Source organism: Candidatus Nomurabacteria bacterium, assembly GCA_023898565.1.
GTDB lineage: Bacteria > Patescibacteriota > Minisyncoccia > Phycocordibacterales > UBA918 > OLB19.
Genome location: CP060228.1, coordinates 250,258 through 272,415 on the forward strand (window position 1 = coordinate 250,258; position 22,158 = coordinate 272,415).

Here is a 22,158-nt window from a genome sequence, read left to right on the forward strand (position 1 = left end):
CTGTGCTTGATGCTTCTGGGCTTGCGACCAGTCACACCAAGCGGTGCCTACCGGGCGTCGATTCCACGGTAGGACTTTTCGAAGTCAGACCTTATCAATCTGACTTCTTGAATATGCAATTTTCAACGATCGCGCATCCCCTTGAACTTTGGAAGAAAAAAGCCGCGGTGTCGCGGCAAGAAAATCACGAGTGACTCTCTTACTACGACTGAGCTTTAACTCCAAACTTCATAAATACGTGCCCGCTATCTTATACGAATAAAAAATAAAGTCAAGCATTTATTCTGGATATTTATCCTCGGTTCTATCAACAGTTTTTCCCCACCGAAAAATTGCTAGTTTTTGTGTGCCTTCGAACGATTTTGCTGCTCAATCACTCGCTTTAAATCACTAATTTCTTTGTTGTGCACAAACATTGTGGTAACACGGGCGACAAAAATCATAAATAAAATCGTCCCCAACAAACTCACTATGCCACCAAATACTTTTCCTTGTGGAGATGACGGAATTACATCGCCATAGCCAATGGTAGTGATGGTAATCACCGCCCACCACAGTGAGTCATACAAAGACGTGATTGAGCCATCAAACCGCATCTCCACCTGCCACATGATAAACGCAGTGCTGACAATAAATATGCTTATGGTGATGAGAATGTACTCGATGTTATACACCAATTCCCGAGCACTCTTGCGCAACTTTGCGACACTCTTTTGCAACCGAAGAAAACGCAACAGACTCACCAGCCGCGATAGTCGCATTAAGCGAAGCGATAGAAATACGGGCATGACCGTGATTACTACCAACGACCAGTTTCTTTTCAGCATCGCCAACTTGCTCTTAGCGACGGCAAATTTTGCAAACAATTCTAAATAAAATGTTGACCAAATGAGTACGTTGAGAAGAGCAAAAACGCGCACCCACGTGTCTGGCAGCGCAAACAATGCGGGGACAGCAAGTGTCAGCGCCAAACAGACCGTGACCACCAGCATCGGCAACTCAAACCAATCTTCAACCAAACGTTCTCTGGCGGTTAACCGGATCGTATTCATGTTTTTAGTCTAGCATTGACTAAACTGGAGACACTTATAATGTGCACACTAAGCAAAAGCACCGGCCAAAATTTGGCCGGTGCTTTTGCTTACCGAAAGGTACTATGACTCATCACCTCATCACGTACACCGATTTTATCTACCAATACTTGATGTGTGTAATCAAAGAAATCTCGTGTGAGTTTGTCGTACATTCCTACTCGATACATGAGATCTTCCGACGACATCGCCGCAAACCGAATTTCAATACCAATCTCTGCTTCCAAAGAACGAATCGCCTTTTCCACTTTTGCTTGCGAGAATTTCTTCATTGCCAAAAGCACGTCGAGCCGCTGTTCGAAGTCGCGCACAAACACACCGCTTACGCCAACAAAATCAAGCACACCAGCTTGACGCAAGTGTTTTAAAAGATTCTTCCCATCAATCGGCGCTGTTTCAAATAAGAAAGTTTGTAGGGCCTGAAGTTCAGGGAAATCTTTGTTGACCGAATAGCCAATCGCCTTCATCTTTTTTGCCTTTCCTTCCACTTCAATATAGATAGTTTTTTGCTTAATCACCTCGGCTTTTTCAAGCGCATTCATTTCAGTGCGTGCAGTACGACGAACAAGCTTAGCGCGCTTGCTAATATCGTCGAACGAAAATTCCTTAGACGGATTAAACAGGAAAAAGCGGAGTAGTTTCACCCGAGCGGTGCTGCCAAACAGAATGGATAATGGATCGCGCGCTGCCATACAGAATTACGTGCAGCGATTATAGCACAGCTTTTCGGTGGACAGTGTGAGAAGAAAATGTCGTGGTGCAATGCAATAAAACCGGCGGGCCCTTCGGGCCCGCCGGTTTTATATCAAATTACTAACGTAATTATTCAAGGGTAACTTTTGCTCCCTCACAAGTTACTAAGTGTTCTCACCAGCTTCGCTGGCTGTGAGCACTAAGTACTTGCGAGCCCGTCTCGCTGATTTGTCGCCCTAGGAAATGAGCTCCTCATATCGCTGCGGCTCTGGAGCAAAGGTGAATGAAATACAGTCTTTAAAAAACTGTCCTTTGGGCAGTTTTTTAATTGACTTATTTCAATGTCACCTTGGCTCCAGCTTCTTCAAGCTTAGCCTTAAGTGCCTCAGCGTCTTCTTTCTTCATGTTTTCCTTCACTACTGCTGGAGCGCCGTCTACCATTTCCTTAGCCTCCTTAAGTCCGAGACCAAGTACTTCCTTCACTACCTTGATAACAGCAATCTTCTGAGCACCAGCTTCAGTAAGTTCAACAGTGAATTCAGACTGTTCTTCACCAGCGTCGCCAGCGGCTGCTGGACCGGCTACTGCAACAGCTGCTGCTGATACACCAAACTTCTTCTCAAATACCTTTACGAGTTCGTGTAGCTCGAGAACGCTCATCTTTTCGATAGCTTCTACGATGCTCTTGAACTGGGCAGGAACTTCTACTTCTTCAGTAGTTTCTTCTGCTACTACTTCAGCGGCTGCTGGAGCGGCAGTTTCAGTAGTTTCTTCTACCTTTGTTTCATTTTCTTCACTCATGATAATTTTTAGTTTAGTTCTATAGTCAGAGCGTTCCAGCAATTTGCTTTAGTAAAGAAGCAAATTGGGAACTAAATTCAGAATAGTCGCTTGCGCTCCTTTCTTCATTTATCTTCTGACATAATCTAGAATTTAATTATGCACCTTTCTTCTCAGCTACAGCGTTGAGAACAATCGCGAGCCCCTGAATAGGTGAATTAATAACGTTGACGAACATACCACGAAGCACTGGAAGCGCTGGGATTGAAGCAATCTCAGTCATTTCAGCTGCATCCTTGAATACGCCCTGGAAGACTCCACCTGCAATTGAGATGTTGTCCTTATACTTTCCTGCAAACTCTTTGATCTGCTGCGCTGGAGTGATGGCGTCGGCGCTGTATGCCACCGCGATCTCTCCCTCAAGTTCAGGCATAGTGCCCTCAAACGCTTCACCAAACGTACGCTTCATCAGCGTCTTCTTAGCCACAAAGTAGCCAACGCCCTGTTCGCGAAGCTGTGAACGCATTGCAGTTGTGTCAGCCACGGTCATCCCGTTGAACTTCACAAACACAATTGACTCTGAGTCAGCCTTTACGCCATCAAGTTTTGCAAGAATGTCTTGTTTTTTTGCTTTTGTAATTGCCATGATTTTATAGAAATCAATGGATAAACTGCAGGCCCGGCGGGTAGATATAAAAAATACCCCTGACGGGCTCGACCTTTCCACACTAAAAAATAGTTGGACCTCGGCCGGCGGCGAATGCCTTTACTCCCCTTGAGGAACCAGCTGTCATGAGCCTGCGTGGAGACACTATACCAAAAAAATTAAAATTGCCAAGCGCTACGCGCTTGACAAAAGAACGGCCCGCTGCGCGGGCCGTTAACTATAGAAAATACCGCCTGAACGTAGCCGCCCGATTAAGTCCCCATGAGGCAAGGACCAATCCCAGCGAGACCATCGCCAGCTCATCGGGCGCCACAAACGACACCAGAGAGGGATACAACGCCACGATCATCAAGCCAAACAGCACGGCCGTTTTGGTTTTTGAAAGCAGTGTCACCGGCTTGGTAGCTGGTGCACGTACCCCGCGCATCGCCGCTGCGATATCAAACCGCCGCTGGTAGGTGTTGTCGATGTCATACAGCAAGTTGACCACAAACAACACACTGAGCCAAACCGAACCAGACGTAATGGCAAGACCAAGCAAAAACGGATTGGTGAAGCACTTATCCGCCAGCGGGTCGATTACCGCACCAAGCGGCGTCACCATCCCCTGCCGTCTCGCCAGCCAGCCATCAAGCCAGTCGGACAGACCAGCATACACGACTGCCAAAAACAGCACGTGTGTGCCGGCAAGCCACCACAAAGGCACAGCCACCCCCGCCACTGCTCGACTGAGCGAAATGGCATTGGGTAGATTCCACTGCCGCGACGACCCTTGCCAGTACATCTCTGCCATATGCATGTCGTTCCCCTTTCAACACAAAAAGACCAGATCAAGCCGTACTCTATCCTATTTTTATTTTTCTGCCTAGGGAGCCGCCATCCAGTGCCTGCAAAACCATCACTGCAATACAAAGTATTACTAATACTGGGAGTTTTTTATTCATAATCTCAATGGCACTCCGCGCACTGTCATAATTTGTTGAACTCTATCTTTGTTAATTGTATTTACTCTATGAACTCGAAAGAGTTAAGAAAATCAACAAATGCATCCTTTTGTCTTACCTGGCCAGATAAGTGTATCCAGTACTCATCGCTAATCAAGATATAGTAATTTTCAGTTGGACCACCAATACCCTGATCATTTACCGCAAATAATGCAGTTCTATTTTTGAACTCCACCTCACTAATAACCACTCCACGGGCCTTCATTTTTGCATGCGCGCTTTCGATCCAGCTCTTTGGAGTAATATTTACCAAAATTGCATGTAAATTATAGGGATCAATAGGCTCAATAGCCATATTGAACAAACTGACACTACTACCAAACGCTGGTTCCCTCACCTCCCATTCCTGTGGATACTCAAACTGAAATCCCCAGTCTTCATTGCGATAAATATTTGCATCGGTTGTCTCTATTTCAACAAATTCTTCCGGGGACGTTGTGGCGGTTTGTTTGGTGTCTTTCTCAGCTGCTGAATCAGATGGTTCATGCCACAGCCACCAAGCAGCCCCAATGAGTACCAAAACCACTACAAAAGTTAAGAGTGACTTATTCATGTTTCAGGTTTGTAATTAATTGGTTGATAATGTGCGTTATTTATTCTATATCATTCGCTGCCACCACATCATTTTTGCCCACTTGTCACACAGGTTTACTCGATGAATTTAAAGGTGTTGAGAACAAGCTGGAGCTCTGACGCGTACTCATCTTGCACACTCAAATTTATCCAATATTCATCATTAATCAGTACAAAGTATTCTTGCGTCGGTATTGAAGACATAGTAACAGAGGAATAACTCCACCATTCCCGACCACCTATTACTATCTTTGACTCAAATTTCTTTCTCAATCGCTCCCCCCATTCTTTTGAGCTTATGAAAATACGTAATGGGGAAAAGGCTAATTTTTCATCATCAATTAAACCAATGTTTAGTAGGGCGGCCTTATTAGAAGAAACGGGATCTTGTAAATTCCATCTTTTGGGATACTCAAACTGAAATCCCCACTCTTCGTTTCTATAGATGTGGTTCTCGTTTTCAGCAATCTCTTCAGGCTGCTTCGTTTCCACAATGTCTTCTGTGGCCTGCTCGCCCGTCTTAATAAAAAGCCCGTGCCAAGCTGCCAATCCGACCGCGACCGCAATACAAAGTATTGTTAATACTGGGAGTTTTTTATTCATCAACAAATTCAAAGGACTCAACAACACCAGCAAACAACTCTTCATAATGGCCGTTTGTGCCCAAAATCATTTTATAATCTTTAATGGGAAGAATTATCGCTATCTCTGTATCACTTTTCCAGTCATAAATATACTTAACCCCAGAAACTCCGTCGACTACAATCAATTCTTCGGTCTTGTCTATGTTATTAAATGATTTTTCCGCAAAACTGTGTGTAACAATGTTTACCAGCACTGGGTCACCGTGATGTAATTCTTGATCAGGATAGAGAGTCACATTAAACTCTGAACTGCCACTTTGAAACGGGATCTTGTAAATTCCATCTTTTGGGATACTCAAACTGAAATCCCCACTCTTCATTTCTATAGATGTGGTTCTCGCTTTCAGCGATCTCTTCAGGCTGCTCCGTTTCCGCAATGTCTTCTGTGGCCTGCTCGCCTGTCTCAATAAAAAGCCAGTGCCAAGCTACTAGTCCAGCCACAACTACAATACAAAGTATTGCTAATACTGTGAGTTTTTTATTCATAATTTCAATGGCACTATGCGCACTGTCATAATTTGTTGAACTCTATCTTTGTTAATCACATCTATTCTATGAACTCGAAAGATTCAATGATCTGATTGTACTCCTCTTCATATTTACTAATTCCAGTAATATCAATCCAATACTCATCACTGACCAAGACTAACGTGAGAATCGCTGGACGACTCCACCCATCTTTATCATATGTCTTGTAGGCTGATTTCCCGTCTAGAAAAATCTCTTCAAAAACAACTCCCCTAGCCTTCATTTTGGTCATGGCACCTTCTATCCAGTTTTTGGGAGTAATGTTTATCGTGATGCCATTGGCAGGCGCTGGACCAATTGCCATATTGAATAAACTCACACCACTCACGAATGCCGGTTCCCGCACCTCCCATTCCTGTGGATACTCAAACTGAAATCCCCAGTCTTCATTGCGATAAATATTTACATCGGTTGTCTCTATTTCAACAAATTCTTCTGGGGACGTGGTGGCAGTTTGATTAGTGCCAATCTCAACCTCAACTGCTGAATCAGACATTTCGTGCCACACCCACCAAGCAGCACCAATGATTACCAAAATCAATACAAAAGTTAAAAGTGACTTACTCATATTTCAGTTTTGCAATTAACTGACTGATAATGTCGTTTATTTCGTCAGCGTCACTGTTATTCATTCCCCGACCAGCCCGTCGCTCTACCAAACGGTTAAGATTTTTTAAAATAGCCGATGCTGCGCGCTTACGATTTTTATTATAATGTTTCTCGGCCAACTTCAAATTAGCTTCTAGTCGTAACCGAAGAAATCGATTTTGAATCTCAGCTTCATCAATTCGTTCATTTAATAGACTAAATAGCGGCTTTGTATTTAGTGGAACCTCGACCTCCTCAATCACTTCTCCGCCGCCACTCACCTCTACCGCAAAACCTTGTGGGGGAATTTCAGACACTAACTCATCCTTAGCAAGCTCAATAACTGTTTGACCCGTGTTCAGCACAAGTGAATACTGACTCCCAGAAGTAGCTGTTTCATCAGGCGCCACCTCAAATATGTAGACGCCATCTTTCAGTTCTGTGAAGTACACCCGGTCAATTGACTGACCATCGTGACCGCGCTCAATTTCTGAGTAATACATTACCCCCGGAACTTCTCGGATATACTCCAAATCAGATGGGATGATATCCTCGTATGACAACGTCAAGCCATCAGGGTCGGTGACAATCAGGTCAACCGGAGAAAAGGTGCTGGCAGAAGAAAATCCGTGCTGGTGAATACGTCTGCGTTCAACAAAATCAGAATCTTTTTCATAATTTACACTTTCCCCTTGAATCACTCCAAGATCTTCAGACGATGCGTTCACCACATCGTACCCTTCGCTTTCACCAACGTACATTGCCACATGACTGATTCGAGAATCATCCCCGAAGAATAATGCGTCCCCCGGCTCCAACTCCCCCACCACCTCACTTGACTGCACATCACCGAACATGCCATCAGCAGTTACATTGGCCACATAATTGTCATGCGCTTCAGTTGGATCATTTGCCTTGTTAAAAGCCCAATAAATCAACCCCGAGCAGTCGATTCCAGGCGCAACTCTTTCGTAATTGTAATAATGATTCTTTTGATAGTAGCCTGAAACTATCTCATGTGGATCAACGAAATAACCCTCGATGTAGTTCCAACCACGGGAACCTAACTCATACACATCTCCTGGATCTGCTTGTGACTGAACCGCTGCCGCTAGTAATTGTTTTGCCAACTCCGCAGCCCTCTCACCCAGCGTGAGTTCAGGAGTCGGCTCGGGTTCAGGCTCTGGTTCTGGTGCAGACTGCACCGCTACTGTCACCTGGCAATTATTCGAGCCGCCAACACTAGTGAACATAGCAGTGTAGGTTGTCGTTTCCGTCGGCGATACGACCAATTCACCAGTAGGATCAACCGCGCCTATGCCAGTATCAATCTCGACCGATGCCGCATGCTCGCTGGTCCAAGAAAGAGTTGTCGTGCCACCAGCAGCAATTGTCGCTGGTGCTGCATACATAACACACGTTGGTGCTGGTGGATTCACCTCAATAAAATCATCCGCCGTAGCGCAACCCGGATCAGCGGGAAAATCAATAAGACCATCAGCATCATTATCGATCCCATCGCTACACTGTGCCAGCGGCAACTCGACCAATTGTGCTGCTGTGCGTGGGAATTCGTCAAACAAACCAAAGCCATTCAATTCATAGGCTTGATCGCAGAAATCATCAGCATCTTCATTGACACAGCCTTCCCCCACCTCATCAAAGGTATCCCAATAATTACCACCCAGCGAAGCGTGCGAGAAAGCCACTTCAGTAGCCCACTCCGGCACATCAACATGCGTGTCGTTGTTGATAAAATTATTACCATACAGCCAGCTGATTGATTCAGCTTGCGCGTACGCAACCTTCGATACTGCTGACCGTACTATGACTGCAAAATTATGAACAAGATTTTTTAGCTGCTCACTAAGCGCAATCTTGCGCACTTGATGTGCAGCACCAAACGTAGGGATCGGCTCATCACCTGGACCACCAGCGTCGCTCGAAGCAACTACCACCACACCCGTATTCCCGTCACGAAAGGCGTTGTTTGTAACGATGTTGCCTGCTGCATTATCTGTCTGTAGCGTAAGAGCAATATTTGAGCGCGCAATATCATTGGCAGTAATTGTATTGCTGCTTGATAGATCAATTGATACCCCCGTAGTCGATTCGGCGATGCGATTCTCTTTCACCACACTACCGCTAACCGCATTCAAATCAATACCAACAGCAGCATGCTCAATGAAATTATTACGTATCTCAAGATTTGCAGCATTTTGCGCACTCACCGCAGTCCAAAGTGGAGCATCACTACTCCCGCGCACCACATTCCCTTCCACCAAGCCACCAATCTGATCGAAGAAGTGGATGCCACTAAACGAAGACTCAATGACATTGGACTTGGCCCGGCCACTATCTGCTTGATCAAAGATAATTCCACCACCAATCAAATTAAGGTTTTGAACAGCCACACCCTCGACGCTGTTCACTCGCACCGCCCATTTCTCGCCTGACATATCATCGATATCTATAGTATGTCCGGCCCCCTCAAGGGTAGCTGCCGAAGTAGTGATGATAATTGGTTCAGAAATGTCTGTAGTCAGCGTGCACGTACGATTCGTCGCCTCCCAGTTGCCAATGGACCGACAACCACCGCCAGTTGCATTGATTTCATAAAATGCCTGGGAGGCTGCAAATGACAGCGCCCAGGCACAAACAGAAACCATGATTGCGACAAAATATGACACTCTGCTATGACCGATCATAGTCATTTTGCTGTTTGAGTAATTCGGCTTTGTGGCCAACCAGATTAGAAAGGAGCTGCAAAAATGTAGCTACAGCAGAGAGAGCTAGAAGTAATACCGGGAAGACTGCGTACGGTGTAATGAGGTAAAAGAAAATCACTACTGCTGCAAGCCACATGCCCATGCACCACGGACAGTCAAACAGATCAGCTAACGTGCGGCGCGGGCCAGTCTTCGGCTTTTGAAGCTCGTATCCTCGCCCCACCTTCACCACATCCCAAAACTGTTCACGGATAAACTTAGTGATGCCATCGTACACAAACAGCCGAGTCAGACGCCACGTTGCAAGCGTGATAAGGACAAAGTCAACCAGCGTGAGATCGACCAGTGGAATCCGAGCTTCGGTCTCTAGAATAATCGCTCCCATGATTATCAAAACTGCAAAAAAAACGGAGAAAACAAAGTTCCAAAAATATTGATCAGTAATACGAAACATAAGACTATTGTACACCTTCGCCACCTGTACCGATAAGCAAAATAAACAAGAGCACACCAGCGACGACCGCAATGAAACTAAAGAGAAAGCGGTAGAAGGTTTTGTTGGCGAGTTTCTCTGATATGTTTTGGCGGAAGGCGTTTTTACGTGGTGGCATAGTGAGTACAGTATACCAAATCAAACGCAAAACCGCCGGAAACCCTTCGGGTTTCCGGCGGTTTTGCTTCCTTTCTCCCCACTCCGTCACCGCCAACCAAAATCACTCAGATACACAAAAAGCCCCCGAAGGGGCTTTTTGTTAACTCTAGCTTAGACGTTCGTCACAAACCATTGTTGCATCGAAACTAGAAACTAGTTAACGATTGTAACAACAGATGTTCGGTAGTCAGTCACTGGAAGTGTTGACTGTGTCTGATCTGGAGTTGTGTCCTGATCCTCATCGAATGAGAGTGAGTTAAGAACAAGACGAGCTGCTGTGTTAGCTACACCAGGAACGTATGTAACGGTGATAGTAACAGTTTCAGTCTCACCTTCAGTGATTTCGAAGAATCCACCCACTTCATCAGCTGATGAAGTAAGAACAACCGTTGATGTACCAGCTGATACTGTAGCACCTGAACCGTTCACGAGTGACCATGAAGTTGAGGTTGCAGGATCAGTTGAAAGGTATACATCCTGTTCGAACGCAGTTACTTCTACTTCGATTTCGAAAGTAGCGTAGTCATCAGTAGCACCGTCGTTAACTGTTACGTCAGCGTCAGTAGAAACTGGAGACACGTCGATACCTGCAGTTCGAAGAGTGTGCGCATCACCAGTAGCAGCACCAGAAAGCTGGCTGTCACCAAGATCATCAGCACCCTCAGCGCTTACGATTGTTGTATCAAGAGCGTCAATAGAAGCCTTGATAGTTGCACCTTCGCTTGTTGAAGCGATTGACTTGAAGCGAACCATAAGTTCTGCTTCTACACGATCACCAGCGTCGATAACCACATCACCGTCTACATCAAATGTAAGAACAGCTGGGATAACGAGGCTTGAACCGTTAGCTACAGACACATCGTCGATTGTTACACCGTCGATAACAAGTTCTACATCATCCACAAGTGTGCTGTAAGCAGCAAGTGTAGTTGAAGCGTTGATCTTGATTGAGTTAAGTTCAATGTCGTTTACTGAATCATCAGTGTCAAGGTCAAACACGAATACAGTGTACCAGTCTGACTTCTTATCATCATTTACCTGAAGGGTTGAAGCATCAGGATCGTTTGATGAGGTCTTAGCCTTAAGTTCATCTTCTGAACCAGCTTCATCAACAGTGAAAGTCTGCTCACCATCAGTTCCAATGTCATCCATTGAATCTTCAGTTGTAGCAACACCATCAGCATCGAAGAAACGAACAGCTACTACACCAACAGTCCAAGTGGTCAATTCTTCTGTATCAAGACCAGTCTGTACTGTTGCAGCGATAGTAATTTCAAGCTCTTCATCTTCCATACCTACGATATGAAGACCTGAGAAACGAAGTGTACCTTCATCTTCATCAAGGTAATCATCTTCATCGTCAGCATTTTCTTCAGCAACCTTGTCGCCATCTACCCAGAGAGAGATAGTTTCAAAAGCGTCCCATGGACGTACTGATGAAGTATCAGTCTCAGCCTGTCCGAGAAGCTGTACATCGATGCGTGAGATTTCAGCATCACCATCAGCGAACTCTACAGTTGCTTCTGCGATTTCTGCATCTTCAGCACCTTCTTCGAGCTCATCATCTGAAGCTGAGTCCATTTCGAACTTGTCGAGTGAAGCTTCACCTGAAAGTTCCATGTCTTCATCTTCGTCCATGTCTTCATCTTCGTCCATGTCTTCATCAGTGTCTACTACTGGAGCAGCTACACAGAGGCTGTTAGCCTTAGCACGTGTACCTGGACCAAAGTAACCTGTTGGGTTAACAAGGTTTGCTGGTGAAAGAACCTCTGAACGGTACTTTACCTGAAGCTTTGAAACTGCTGCTGCGGTAGCTGGACCGTAGTATTCAGTTTCCATACCAGCTGAACCAGCACCTTCTACTGCCACGCGAGTGTCAGCATCAGCGTTGAGGAACATCTGGAGCATCTTTACATCTGCACCGGTAGCACCTGTTGAAAGGTCACGGGTCCATGTGTAAGGACATACACCTGCTGCTGTAGTAGCTGCACCAGTCTGTGACTGAAGTGCTGCAACCTGCGCGAGCAAGTCATTGATCATCTTCTGTAGATCTTCAGTAGTCTGCGCCTTTGCTGTTGAAGCAAATGCAGTGAAGATCATAGCTACTGCTACAAAAGCTACTGAAAGCTTTGAAGCAATGTCTTTCGTGTTAGTCATAACTATAATTATCTGTAATAGTTTGCGTAATTACTACGCGTGCCTCCCGAAGGAGACTTAAACTTGATAAGTCTAATAATATGAATTAATTCATATTAGTAAGTGGTTTATCAGATCACTTACGTAATATCACCAAACCTCTCACCCGAGAGTGTGAGGCTAGGCTGCGAATTCGGACTGCGTGTCTGTGCGGCGGACAGGGCGGGAAAAAGTCGTGCGGTAGGTTTCACTTCTATAGAGTAAACACTCCATAGAAAATGGTTTTTGTTTTTGCTATGTAGTTGTCAAAAAACAAACGCTCATCCATCTAGTGACTTTTGTCTCTAAGGGTATGGTTGGGGTACTGCCCCTTGCATAACAATCCTAGAAAAAAAGCGCACCAGCGCGTACCAAGATAGTAGCATTATTTTTGTCTACTCGGGAGTTCACAGGTTGTGGATACATGGTCGGCTGCAACTGCAGCCTGCCTTGTTCCCATAGCCCTTCAGATGACTCTTGCTTCGACAGATAAACACCCATCTTGTGGTTCTGTGTATTAAGACGAGGCACCTCGCAGTGTCTTACCAAGCCACAAATTACAAAACACAAAATTTGTTTTGCAAGTCATACGCTCGCACTATGTGATACCTGGAGGCAGTGCTTTGGATTGCGTGCGGGACACCGTAGGTGTCCCGCACGCAATCTTCCTTCTCCTATACACAGTCTAGTGTCTTTTATTACAGAGCCAGTACTTGTCTTATTAAAACAAGATAAAGAACAATGATGACTATTCTTACCTTATCAGCATAGATAGTCAAGGACTTATTCAGTCTAAGACACTATTTGCTAACTGAGTATCTAGACCATCTACGCTCTCCTTCTCGGACAACTTGTCCAGACTCTATGAGACTATTGAGCTCACGCTGAATTGTCTTTTCACTCACGTCTGTTATCACTTCCGCAATGTCTTTGATTGTGGCTTGTGGTTTTGCTTCAAGGACTGTCTTTATGCGTTCTGCTCTATCGGTCAGCTGACTATAGACCAAGTACGCGTCTGTGCTGATGTCCCCAGCCGGAATCGTAACGCGGCGCTGTCTGTTTGGAGCACCCTGACCGCTCCCACTGCTTGCGGCCGACCGGCTGGCGGGCTTACTCGGTGTCTGCTTTGGAATAACCACTTCTGTCAACTCTTCTACTGACACTCCTTCGTTGTTGGTGTAGTGATTGTTGATATATCGAAGTACTGCATCTAGCTGATCAGACAGGAGGCGGAAAATATCGAGTGGAATTACTTTGGCCATCTGCGCAATACGTAGTGTACTTTCAAGTCCAACGAGTCCGTACTGAAATCGTAAAAGACCATCGTGCAGCTCGTGTGACTGCAGAGTCAGTGTCTCCAAAGATAGCTCGTGAGTCTTTAATGCTCTGTCCTTAATTTTTTCAATATGAGTTTCTGTCTTTGAACTGTCTTTTGTCTCAGACAGAATATAGAAAATAACCGACACAATCTTCTCTGTCTTCTTAAAGACATTGTTGTAGTAATTTGTGTCGCTTGAGAGTCTTTTAATCTGAATTGTGTTGTCCTTTTCTGCCTGCATAGTTGTCTGACCTTAACGACTTTTAAGACGTGTCTTTGTTGTACGTTATCTACTACTATAAGGACATTTTTGTACTTTGCAAGAGCTGTCCTTTCTTCGTCCTTGAGATGATTGACCCTGATTTTAGGCCCTTCTTCGTGCTATCATGTGGGTACTTTAATTTAGTAACCATTCAGAAATTCAACCCGCTACATTTGTCCTATGGCCCGCAAGAAACGATCGATTAAAAAAGAAAAAGAACCACTCTTCCATGACTTGAGTCCACACGCCAAGCAAGCAATTGGAGCGGTAGTGATGGGCATCTTGGCGGTGTTCTTTCTCTTTTCCCTACTCGACTACGCCGGACCAGTCGGCTCATTTACCGAGGAAGCCCTTGTGGCTCTGTTTGGGGCCGGTGCTTGGCTCTCGCCACTTGCGTGCGCAACATACATATATGTGCTCTTGAATCCACGTGAGGAAGACCAGAGTCTCAGTGGTGCCAAAATTACCGGAATGATTCTCCTCTTTGTCTCTTTGCTTGCCGGACTCGAACTCTCAGAAGCTGATCGTGGAGGCTGGGTTGGCTGGGCACTTGAAGCACCGCTCGCATATCTCCTCGACACGACCGTTGCGGGCATCCTTATCTTTGGTCTCGTGCTCATTTCCATCTTCCTCCTGTTCAATACCGGCATCGGACTGCCAGGATTCTTAAAGAAGAAACCAAACACAGAAAATGAAATGGATACTTTCGATGACATTGAAGCCCTCGATATTCCCGACATCGAACCAGTCGAGGACGAGCAGACAATAGATGAAGACGAAGCGTCTGATGAAGAGCCAGCGACGGGCCTTGCTGCCATGACCAAGAAAGTCGCCTCACTCGGCAAAGCCAAAGGTGGCAGCGAAATCGTTATCAAGAATTTTAACGGCACCTACGTTGCTCCGTCACTGACCCTGCTCAATAAAGAAAAAGGCAAGGCACAAATCGGCGACGTAAAAGCCAACGCCAATACCATCAAACGCACCCTGCGTGACTTCGGTATCAGCGTCGAAATGGATGCGGTGGAGAGCGGTCCGACTATTACCCGCTACGCACTGAAGCCAGCACAGGGTGTCAAAATTTCTCGCATCGTTGGTCTGCAGCAGGAGTTGCAGCTTGCCCTCAAAGCATCGACTATCCGTGTAGAAGCACCGATTCCTGGCCGATCACTCGTGGGTATTGAGGTGCCAAATGAGACCCGTGCCACGGTTGGTCTCGCTTCACTTCTGTCTACTCCGGAGTACACTGATTCACCGCATCCGCTTGTAGCCGCACTCGGCAAAGACGTAACCGGCAACGTTCACTTTGCCAACATCGCCCGCATGCCGCACGGCCTCATCGCTGGTACAACTGGTGCTGGTAAATCGGTGGCAATTCACAACATCATCATCTCACTCCTCTATCGCAACTCACCAGACCAGCTTCGTTTTATCCTTGTAGACCCGAAGCGCGTCGAGCTCACCCTATACAATAAGATTCCACATCTCCTCACACCAGTTATCACGCAAGCCAAGAAGGCCCTGCAGGCACTTAACTGGGCAGTGAAGGAAATGGAACGGCGGTACGACATTCTCGAGTCTGAACAAGTACAAAACCTGTCTTCATACCACAAGAATGTATACCAACCAGCTAAAGAAGCCTGGGAAGCCGCTGGCAAAAACGAAGAAGATCGCGCCAACCTACCTGAAGCACTCCCTTATATTGTGATTATTCTTGATGAGCTCAATGACCTCATGCAAGCGTATCCACGCGAACTCGAGGCGTACATTGTGCGTTTGGCACAGATGTCGCGCGCCGTCGGCATTCACCTTCTCCTCGCCACCCAACGACCGTCGGTAAACGTTATCACCGGTACAATCAAGGCAAACATCCCAACCCGTGTCGCACTCATGGTGGCCTCGCAGGTAGACTCACGCACGATTATCGACACCGTCGGAGCCGAAAAACTCCTTGGACAAGGTGACATGCTGTATCAGTCTTCGGACAGTCCAAAACCAATCCGCCTCCAGTCTGCGTATGTGTCGGAAGACGAAATCAAGAAAGTGGTAGAATATCTCAAGAAGCAAGACGCGCACGAGCTTGATACGATCAATTTTGACGACGCAGCCAGCAGCAGCAACGACGCCGTCTTTAGTAGCATGGTTGGTGGTGGCGACGACGCAGACGATGAGCTATACGAAGACGCCAAACTGGCCGTCATTGAGGCTGGTAAAGCATCCACCTCATACATTCAGCGCAAACTGCGCGTTGGCTACTCTCGTGCCGCCCGTCTCATGGACCTCTTGGAAGAAAATGGTGTTATTGGCCCGGCCGATGGCTCAAAGCCACGCGAAATTCTGATGACGGGCGGCAATGATGATATGAACGACGACGCAGAAGAAGATGATGAAACAGACGAAAAACGTCAATTCTAACCTATGCATGAAGACACTGTCCCATTTCGCTCGGTTGTAAAATCAACCCTCATCGCCTCGGGACTCTTAATTATTCTGGGATATGTGATTTTTCAGGCTAGATTCCTGATTATGGGACCACAAATCACCCTAACCAGCAGCCCTACCATCATTCATAACGACCGACAAATTTACCTCACTGGCTCCACCTTCAACATCAGTCGCCTTTGGCTCAACGACCGACAAATTTACACTGACGCGCACGGACATTTCAAGGAGGCGCTCATCCTCGAAAACGGCTATACTGTAGCTACCCTTCGGGCAGAAGATAGATATGGACGTGTCACCACTGTAGAAAGACCTTTCGTGTACACACCATCGAGTTTTATCCAATCAATCTAAGCAATGACGAACACTATGGCAGCAGCAAAAAAGATAAATGAAATAAGGAGCAAAAGCGACTATATTGAATTTACGTCTCAATTTCGCCCTGCCCTAGGCGAAATTGCTAGACGAACCCAAGTTTACTCATAACAATACATACTATGGCAGCAGCAAAAAAGAAGACCGCAAAAACCACCGACGCACCAGAAACCGCTGAAAAGAAAGGCACTAATGAGATTCTTGAGACAATTCGTAGCATCAAGACCAAGTTTGGTGACGAGGCAATTATGACTCTCGACGAAACCAAGCACGTCGATGTGGAAGCAATTTCATCAGGTTCAATCGGTCTGGATGATGCGCTTGGCATTGGCGGTTATCCGCGCGGGCGTATTATTGAAATATTTGGTCCAGAGTCATCGGGCAAAACTACTCTTTCCTTGCATGCCGTAGCCGAAGCACAAAAAGCCGGTGGGATTTGTGCATTTATCGACGCAGAGCATGCGATGGACCCAGAGTACGCTAAGAATCTCGGTGTGAAGCTCGACGAACTCCTTATTTCCCAGCCTGACAACGGCGAACAGGCGCTGGAGATTGTGGAGTCACTCGTCCGCTCCGGTAAGCTCGACGTGATTGTGATTGACTCAGTCGCTGCGCTCACTCCACGAGACGAAATCGAGGGTGAGATGGGTGCGCACCATGTAGGTAAGCAAGCTCGTCTCATGAGCCAGGCGCTCCGCAAGCTCACCGGTATTGTGGCCAAAAGCAAAACGGTAGTGATCTTCATTAACCAAATCCGTATGCAGGTTGGTGTGATGTTTGGTAACCCAGAAACCACCCCGGGTGGTAAAGCGCTTAAATTCTATACTTCAGTTCGTCTTGATATTCGCCGTATCGCACAGATTAAGAAGGGCGAAGAAGTAGTTGGCGGCCGCCACCGCGTGAAAGTAGTGAAGAATAAGGTCGCTGCCCCATTCCGCACCACTGAATTCGACCTCCTCTACGGAGAAGGCATTTCAGGCGAAGGTGAACTTTTGGCTCTCGGTGAAAAGTACAAGATGGTCACCAAAGCCGGCGCCTCATACTCATACACCCCACCAGGTGGCGATGAGTCAACTGTCGTGAAGCTCGGCCGTGGCTATGATGCTGCGCGCACCACGCTGAAAGAAGATAAGAAACTCAAAGCGGAACTACTGAAGAACATTCGTAAGGCGCTTAAGGAAGAAGCTGCGAAGTAATGAGCTGTGCGAAAACCGGCTGGGACCCTTTGGGTCCCAGCCGGTTTTTCAATACAACGTTATGACTACGCTACTTTAGGTAGCAAAATACGAGACGCCAATGCCTGCATGAGATGATAGCCAGCACTCACTGTCACTACCCCAGCCACCACAAAGGTTACTACGGTCACGAGCTCGCCATGCGTAGCTGCCTCCACAAAACTATTCCACACAAACCTCGGCGCACCGCCCACGGGTACAGAAAGTAAATTGTGCACAATACTCGCCACGTGAAGCCATTTTGCTAAGAAAAAGCCCGCGACGGGAAGAAATACTCCCTGCCAAAACATACTATGCGAAATAATACTAAGCCCATAGCTGTAGTACACCCGCCGCATGATGATTGATTGCATATCTGACTTCATACTCTCTATATCTCAACTAGTTACAAAAAAGTTACTGCATCCAGCCAGGACTTATAGCAACGCCTCGGCTTCTCCATCTTTCCCCTCTTTTTTAAAAGCTGCCTTGGCGCGATGAATGCGCGCCTTGATAGTGCCGGCATTTTCTCCAGTATAATCGGCGATATCTTGATGCGACCACCGCTCAATGTAATGCAACCTAAGCACGACCGCAAAGTGCTCTGGAAGACGAGCTAATATTCGGTCTACCCCGTCTCGCTTTTCAGCAAAGCCGCTATGTTCTTTCCACTCACCGTACTGCTGCTCCAGCTCTGGATCCATTGCTACAAAACGCTGCCTATCCTTCACCACTTTCTGATAGCGCGTAAAAGCAGTATTCAGTAGTATGCGATACGCCCATGATGAAAACTTCGCCCCCGATTGTGGCTCGTATTTATCAGCGTTTACGTAGATTTTGGTAAATGCGTCCTGTACCACCTCCTCCACATCAAGTGGATCATAGATAATCGCGCGAACCTTTCGCGTAAACGGGTCTTGGTATCGGCGCACCAAAATAGCGAACAACCACGGCGAAGACTGCGACTCCGCCAAAAGCCGCTCATCTTCCCATTCCTCCGCTTCATCCGTAGCTGTAAATCCCAACATATGCTAGTATGCTGCCACTCTAACACAATAGAAAAATTTTAATATGGCAGTTTTATCTTACAACGAGATTACCGTTAAAAAAGTCATTAATTACGAGGATGAACCCTTTTTGGTGATTTCGTCACACGTATTCCGCAAGCAGAAGCGCAAGCCAGTCAATAACACCAAGCTCAAAAGCCTTAAATCAGGCAAATTGCTTGAGGTTACGTTCCATCAAAACGAAACTGCCGATGAAGCCGAACTGGAGACCCGCAGTGTTACGTATATCTACAAAAAACCTGGAGAATACTGGTTCCACAACACCGGCAAGCCATCCGAACGCTTCGCAATGCCAGAAGACCAGGTGGGCGATCAAGGCAAATATATGAAAGAGCGCACTGAGATTGACGCCCTCATTTTCAACGAAGAGATTATTGGTCTCAAGTTCCCAATTAAGGTAGACCTTAAGGTAACTGAAGCCATGCCGGCAGTTAAGGGCAATACTTCAAGCGGCGCTCAAAAGGAGGTAACACTAGAGACTGGTGCTACCATCATGGTGCCAATGTTTATCAACGAAGGTGACATCATTAGTATCAACACCGAAGAAGGTACATACTCTGCTCGCGCTGAGAAGAATTAATGCATGAGAAAGGGCCGACGCGTACGCGTCGGCCCTTTTTTGACCCTACTCCATTCGCTGATCAAACGGATGCTGTGCCGCCCATTCCCGGACTCGCCGAATTTGCGGCACGTCGATGGTTTGAATTTCAACGGTGGTGATGTTGTCATTTACTGCCTCATCATTGATGAACCGCGCCAGACATTGTCCGGTGCGCCGAAATGCTGCCTGAGCCACTTGGTACAAGCGACCACACGCAGTTGCTACCGCGAAGATGAACATAGCGTTCTCCTTTCGTACTTCCCATACCCATTATGGCAGAGGAAACAAAAACCGCAATCATTTGATTGCGGTTTTTGTTCCTAGTGCTGGATGTATGGCATAAGAGCCATGAATCGTGCGCGCTTTACAGCAGAAGCGAAGTTTCGCTGGGCTTTTGCGGTCATGTGTGTACGACGACGATTGAACATACGAGCGTGTGGGTTCACATTAGCCTTAAGGCGCATAATGTCCTTGTAGTCGATGTGGTGCGCAGGCTGGCTGGTTTCTTTTACTTCGGTCATGATTTTATTAGTTAGACAAAGCAACAGGTCAAAATTCTAAATTCAGAGGTGACCCAGATACAAGGCGCCGGAAGAAAATAATACGAATGGGACTTACGTCCAGTGAGTATTATTTTACTGAAAGGCAACACCGTAGCTGGGTTACATTCTGTATTTAGAAAGGAATGTCCTCGGGATTGATCTCCTCCTCTGGATAATCTGGAATCGCAGGCGCTTTTCCATCATCTCCCCCCACTGCTGCTGCAGCTGGTGCTCCAGAACCGGTCGCTCCGCCCTTTGGCCCAAATTGGACACGATCGGCGATGATTTCCGTACGATACTGCTTCTGACCGTCCTTATCCCAACTCCGGGTCTGCATGCGACCTTCTACGAAGACGCCGTTACCCTTGAAGAGATATTTTGCAGAATTTTCAGCTTGCTTACCAAATACCACAATGTTGTGATAATCAGCCGCCTCCTGACGCTTACCATCGCGGTCATTGAAGACGCGGTTGGTTGCGACTGAGAAGCTACATACTTGCATCCCGCTTGGGAGAGCCTTGAGTTCTGGGTCACGAGTGAGATTCCCGTAGACCATTGCTTTGTTAAGATACATAATTTCGGATTTGAATCGTTAAGACGTGTATCAGGCAATTATACCTTGTCTTCTGATTCTGCTCCATCTTCGGCTTCAGTAGCCTCCTCGGTTTCAGTTTCGTCAACCTCTTCGGCTGACTCTTCACCGTCTTCTGACGCTTCGTCTAGGTCAACTGTTTCAACCTTCTTTCCAGCAGCAGCGAGTGCTTCGTGGAAGTAAAATGGGTTTTCCTCTTCAACCTTAGTAAGCTTGGTAAGCATGTGACGGAGCAATTCCTTGGTTCCATCTACTTCTTCCATAATTTCTTCGATCGCTGCCGGTTCTGCTGTAAAGCGTACCCATCCGAAGTATGCGCTGGCGAACTTGCGATTGCGACCTTCAAGGTGCTTCACAATTTCGTATGCGAGCTCAAAACGAGCTGGTGCTTCTTCGATAGTCACGGTACCACCGTGCTTAGTAATGGCAGCCTTGAGCTTATCAAAGACTGTAGTCACTTCCCCTTCAGCAACCGTTGGAAGTACGTGGAAGGCAAGCTCGTATGAGTTCACCTCGGCTGCTGGCATGTTTGTTTCTGACATGTGTTCAGGAACTTAATTAATAACGCGGAGAACAATACCACAAAGATGGTTTTATTTCAATACTATTTTCGCTCCCTCGAGCGTGCTTTTAGCGCTGCCACGGCAATATACACCCCACCCGTCATCAGCGCGATATACCAGACGCTTATGCCAATAATTGCCACCGGTGGCAAAACACTGAAAATCGTTACCGATACGCCAAAGACTAAAAATACCGTACGGATCTGCTGCCAACTGAAAAATTCAGACCCTAACACTGATTCCGTAGACGTTGCCTTTTGGGAGCGCGCAAAAAGATACACAGCCACTACATAGGTGAGCAATATAACCACAATCGGCTCTACGGTTTGCGGAATTCCTTCCGGCACCAATTTGGGGTACGTCACTAGATAGAGCAGCGTCAGCAATATTCCATAAGCCCAAAAACCCATCCTACTTACTGCCAATGCTCGAATATCAACCAATTGACGTTTCCTAAGCAAGGCGACCATTAAAAAGGTGCCCAGTATCGTAAACCAAGCTGCTGGCGCAAAAAACCCGTGAGAAGTGGCCACAATCGGTCCACAGCCTACCACCAAGGCCAAGATCAGCCGCCATTTCTTCTTTCCGTACTGCAAAAGTGATTGAAACTCCGGCAAAACCTTACCTGAAATTAACTGATACAGCGCAATTGGCACAATGAATGACATCACGGGGTGCCACCACAAAACGAGCGCAACATACTCACCAATTCCCACCCCTGCCACTTCACCAAATACGAATCCACCGTTACTTGGATACCCAATCCATAGCACCTTGGTAATCCAGGCTTCATACAAGGCAAACATCACTCCTAGAAAATATAGCTGGTACCAAGCGGTTTTTTGGAATCGAACAGCCACCGACCACAGAAAGACGATGTGTAGAAAATATAGCGGAAACGTCACCAAAAGCGCCCAAGGACTAACAAACCACAGTGGTGATGAACCTGATAAAAGCTCGGCACTGGCCATACCGAAGACAGCCAAAAGCACGTAACTAGCAAACATACCCACATAGTAGCACTTACGTACCCTCAAATTACGATTAGTGGTATGATAAAA

General features: G+C 46.6%; 26 protein-coding genes. 4 read left to right on the plus strand and 22 right to left on the minus strand.

What is annotated here, in order from left to right; translation table 11 throughout:
- Positions 1 to 335 precede the first annotated feature (335 nt).
- The 15 genes from H6780_01160 to H6780_01230 form a co-directional block, all read right to left on the minus strand.
- The gene (locus H6780_01160) at positions 336 to 1,052 is read right to left on the minus strand and encodes a potassium channel family protein (protein USN89014.1); all 717 of its coding nucleotides are present in this window, start codon (positions 1,050 to 1,052) and stop codon (positions 336 to 338) included.
- An 89-nt stretch (positions 1,053 to 1,141) separates the two neighbouring features.
- The gene (locus tag H6780_01165; protein ID USN89015.1) at positions 1,142 to 1,783 is read right to left on the minus strand and encodes a hypothetical protein; all 642 of its coding nucleotides are present in this window, start codon (positions 1,781 to 1,783) and stop codon (positions 1,142 to 1,144) included.
- Between the two features lie 334 nt (positions 1,784 to 2,117).
- Positions 2,118 to 2,585, minus strand: coding sequence for a 50S ribosomal protein L7/L12 (gene rplL, locus H6780_01170; protein ID USN89016.1), 468 nt, complete (start codon positions 2,583 to 2,585; stop codon positions 2,118 to 2,120).
- Between the two features lie 136 nt (positions 2,586 to 2,721).
- Positions 2,722 to 3,210 carry a 50S ribosomal protein L10 gene (locus tag H6780_01175; protein ID USN89017.1) on the minus strand — a complete coding sequence of 163 codons (489 nt, stop codon included), beginning with the start codon at positions 3,208 to 3,210 and terminating at the stop codon, positions 2,722 to 2,724.
- A 238-nt stretch (positions 3,211 to 3,448) separates the two neighbouring features.
- Complete coding sequence (locus tag H6780_01180) at positions 3,449 to 4,024, minus strand: CDP-alcohol phosphatidyltransferase family protein (protein ID USN89018.1); 576 nt, start codon at positions 4,022 to 4,024, stop codon at positions 3,449 to 3,451.
- Between the two features lie 212 nt (positions 4,025 to 4,236).
- On the minus strand, positions 4,237 to 4,788 hold the full coding sequence (locus H6780_01185; GenBank protein USN89019.1) for a hypothetical protein: 552 nt from the start codon (positions 4,786 to 4,788) through the stop codon (positions 4,237 to 4,239).
- 95 nt (positions 4,789 to 4,883) lie between these two features.
- The gene (locus H6780_01190) at positions 4,884 to 5,411 is read right to left on the minus strand and encodes a hypothetical protein (GenBank protein USN89020.1); all 528 of its coding nucleotides are present in this window, start codon (positions 5,409 to 5,411) and stop codon (positions 4,884 to 4,886) included.
- Complete coding sequence (locus H6780_01195; GenBank protein USN89021.1) at positions 5,404 to 5,688, minus strand: hypothetical protein; 285 nt, start codon at positions 5,686 to 5,688, stop codon at positions 5,404 to 5,406. The genes H6780_01190 and H6780_01195 overlap by 8 nt, the downstream gene beginning before the upstream one ends.
- A gap of 1 nt (position 5,689) precedes the next feature.
- Complete coding sequence (locus H6780_01200; protein ID USN89022.1) at positions 5,690 to 5,938, minus strand: hypothetical protein; 249 nt, start codon at positions 5,936 to 5,938, stop codon at positions 5,690 to 5,692.
- Between the two features lie 61 nt (positions 5,939 to 5,999).
- Complete coding sequence (locus H6780_01205; protein USN89023.1) at positions 6,000 to 6,548, minus strand: hypothetical protein; 549 nt, start codon at positions 6,546 to 6,548, stop codon at positions 6,000 to 6,002.
- The gene (locus tag H6780_01210) at positions 6,541 to 9,237 is read right to left on the minus strand and encodes a right-handed parallel beta-helix repeat-containing protein (protein USN89024.1); all 2,697 of its coding nucleotides are present in this window, start codon (positions 9,235 to 9,237) and stop codon (positions 6,541 to 6,543) included. Before H6780_01210 ends, H6780_01205 begins: the two co-directional genes overlap by 8 nt.
- Positions 9,238 to 9,262: 25 nt before the next feature.
- Positions 9,263 to 9,751, minus strand: coding sequence for a DUF1360 domain-containing protein (locus H6780_01215; protein USN89025.1), 489 nt, complete (start codon positions 9,749 to 9,751; stop codon positions 9,263 to 9,265).
- Between the two features lie 4 nt (positions 9,752 to 9,755).
- Positions 9,756 to 9,908, minus strand: coding sequence for a hypothetical protein (locus H6780_01220; GenBank protein USN89026.1), 153 nt, complete (start codon positions 9,906 to 9,908; stop codon positions 9,756 to 9,758).
- Between the two features lie 194 nt (positions 9,909 to 10,102).
- Entirely contained in the window at positions 10,103 to 12,106 is a 2,004-nt protein-coding gene (locus H6780_01225; GenBank protein USN89027.1) for a hypothetical protein, read from the minus strand.
- Positions 12,107 to 12,924: 818 nt separating this feature from the next.
- The gene (locus H6780_01230; protein ID USN89028.1) at positions 12,925 to 13,683 is read right to left on the minus strand and encodes a hypothetical protein; all 759 of its coding nucleotides are present in this window, start codon (positions 13,681 to 13,683) and stop codon (positions 12,925 to 12,927) included.
- A 201-nt stretch (positions 13,684 to 13,884) separates the two neighbouring features.
- Between H6780_01230 and H6780_01235 the strand changes: the two genes are divergently transcribed.
- The 3 genes from H6780_01235 to recA all read left to right on the plus strand — a co-directional run bounded on the left by H6780_01235 (position 13,885) and on the right by recA (position 17,714).
- A complete protein-coding gene (locus H6780_01235; GenBank protein ID USN89029.1) occupies positions 13,885 to 16,116 on the plus strand; it encodes a DNA translocase FtsK 4TM domain-containing protein in 2,232 nt (743 codons plus the stop codon).
- A gap of 3 nt (positions 16,117 to 16,119) precedes the next feature.
- Positions 16,120 to 16,497, plus strand: a complete 378-nt coding sequence (locus H6780_01240) for a hypothetical protein (protein ID USN89030.1) — start codon at positions 16,120 to 16,122, stop codon at positions 16,495 to 16,497.
- A 143-nt stretch (positions 16,498 to 16,640) separates the two neighbouring features.
- Positions 16,641 to 17,714 (plus strand): recombinase RecA, encoded by a 1,074-nt coding sequence (recA, locus tag H6780_01245; protein ID USN89031.1) that lies wholly within the window; start codon positions 16,641 to 16,643, stop codon positions 17,712 to 17,714.
- A 65-nt stretch (positions 17,715 to 17,779) separates the two neighbouring features.
- Here the strand turns inward: recA and H6780_01250 are convergent, their stop codons facing one another.
- Together H6780_01250 and H6780_01255 are read right to left on the minus strand one after the other, a co-directional pair.
- Complete coding sequence (locus tag H6780_01250) at positions 17,780 to 18,118, minus strand: hypothetical protein (protein ID USN89032.1); 339 nt, start codon at positions 18,116 to 18,118, stop codon at positions 17,780 to 17,782.
- Between the two features lie 51 nt (positions 18,119 to 18,169).
- Positions 18,170 to 18,760, minus strand: coding sequence for an RNA polymerase sigma factor (locus tag H6780_01255; GenBank protein ID USN89033.1), 591 nt, complete (start codon positions 18,758 to 18,760; stop codon positions 18,170 to 18,172).
- Between the two features lie 43 nt (positions 18,761 to 18,803).
- On the opposite strand from H6780_01255, the gene H6780_01260 reads away from it, so the two are divergent.
- Positions 18,804 to 19,379, plus strand: a complete 576-nt coding sequence (locus H6780_01260; protein USN89034.1) for an elongation factor P — start codon at positions 18,804 to 18,806, stop codon at positions 19,377 to 19,379.
- A 45-nt stretch (positions 19,380 to 19,424) separates the two neighbouring features.
- Here H6780_01260 and H6780_01265 read toward each other — a convergent pair whose 3' ends face one another.
- The 5 genes from H6780_01265 to H6780_01285 form a co-directional block, all read right to left on the minus strand.
- Positions 19,425 to 19,640 (minus strand): hypothetical protein, encoded by a 216-nt coding sequence (locus H6780_01265; protein ID USN89035.1) that lies wholly within the window; start codon positions 19,638 to 19,640, stop codon positions 19,425 to 19,427.
- An 80-nt stretch (positions 19,641 to 19,720) separates the two neighbouring features.
- Positions 19,721 to 19,921, minus strand: coding sequence for a 30S ribosomal protein S18 (rpsR, locus tag H6780_01270; GenBank protein USN89036.1), 201 nt, complete (start codon positions 19,919 to 19,921; stop codon positions 19,721 to 19,723).
- A 154-nt stretch (positions 19,922 to 20,075) separates the two neighbouring features.
- The gene (locus H6780_01275; protein USN89037.1) at positions 20,076 to 20,516 is read right to left on the minus strand and encodes a single-stranded DNA-binding protein; all 441 of its coding nucleotides are present in this window, start codon (positions 20,514 to 20,516) and stop codon (positions 20,076 to 20,078) included.
- A 38-nt stretch (positions 20,517 to 20,554) separates the two neighbouring features.
- Entirely contained in the window at positions 20,555 to 21,076 is a 522-nt protein-coding gene (locus H6780_01280) for a 30S ribosomal protein S6 (GenBank protein ID USN89038.1), read from the minus strand.
- Between the two features lie 62 nt (positions 21,077 to 21,138).
- On the minus strand, positions 21,139 to 22,104 hold the full coding sequence (locus H6780_01285; GenBank protein USN89039.1) for a hypothetical protein: 966 nt from the start codon (positions 22,102 to 22,104) through the stop codon (positions 21,139 to 21,141).
- Between the last annotated feature and the right edge of the window lie 54 nt (positions 22,105 to 22,158).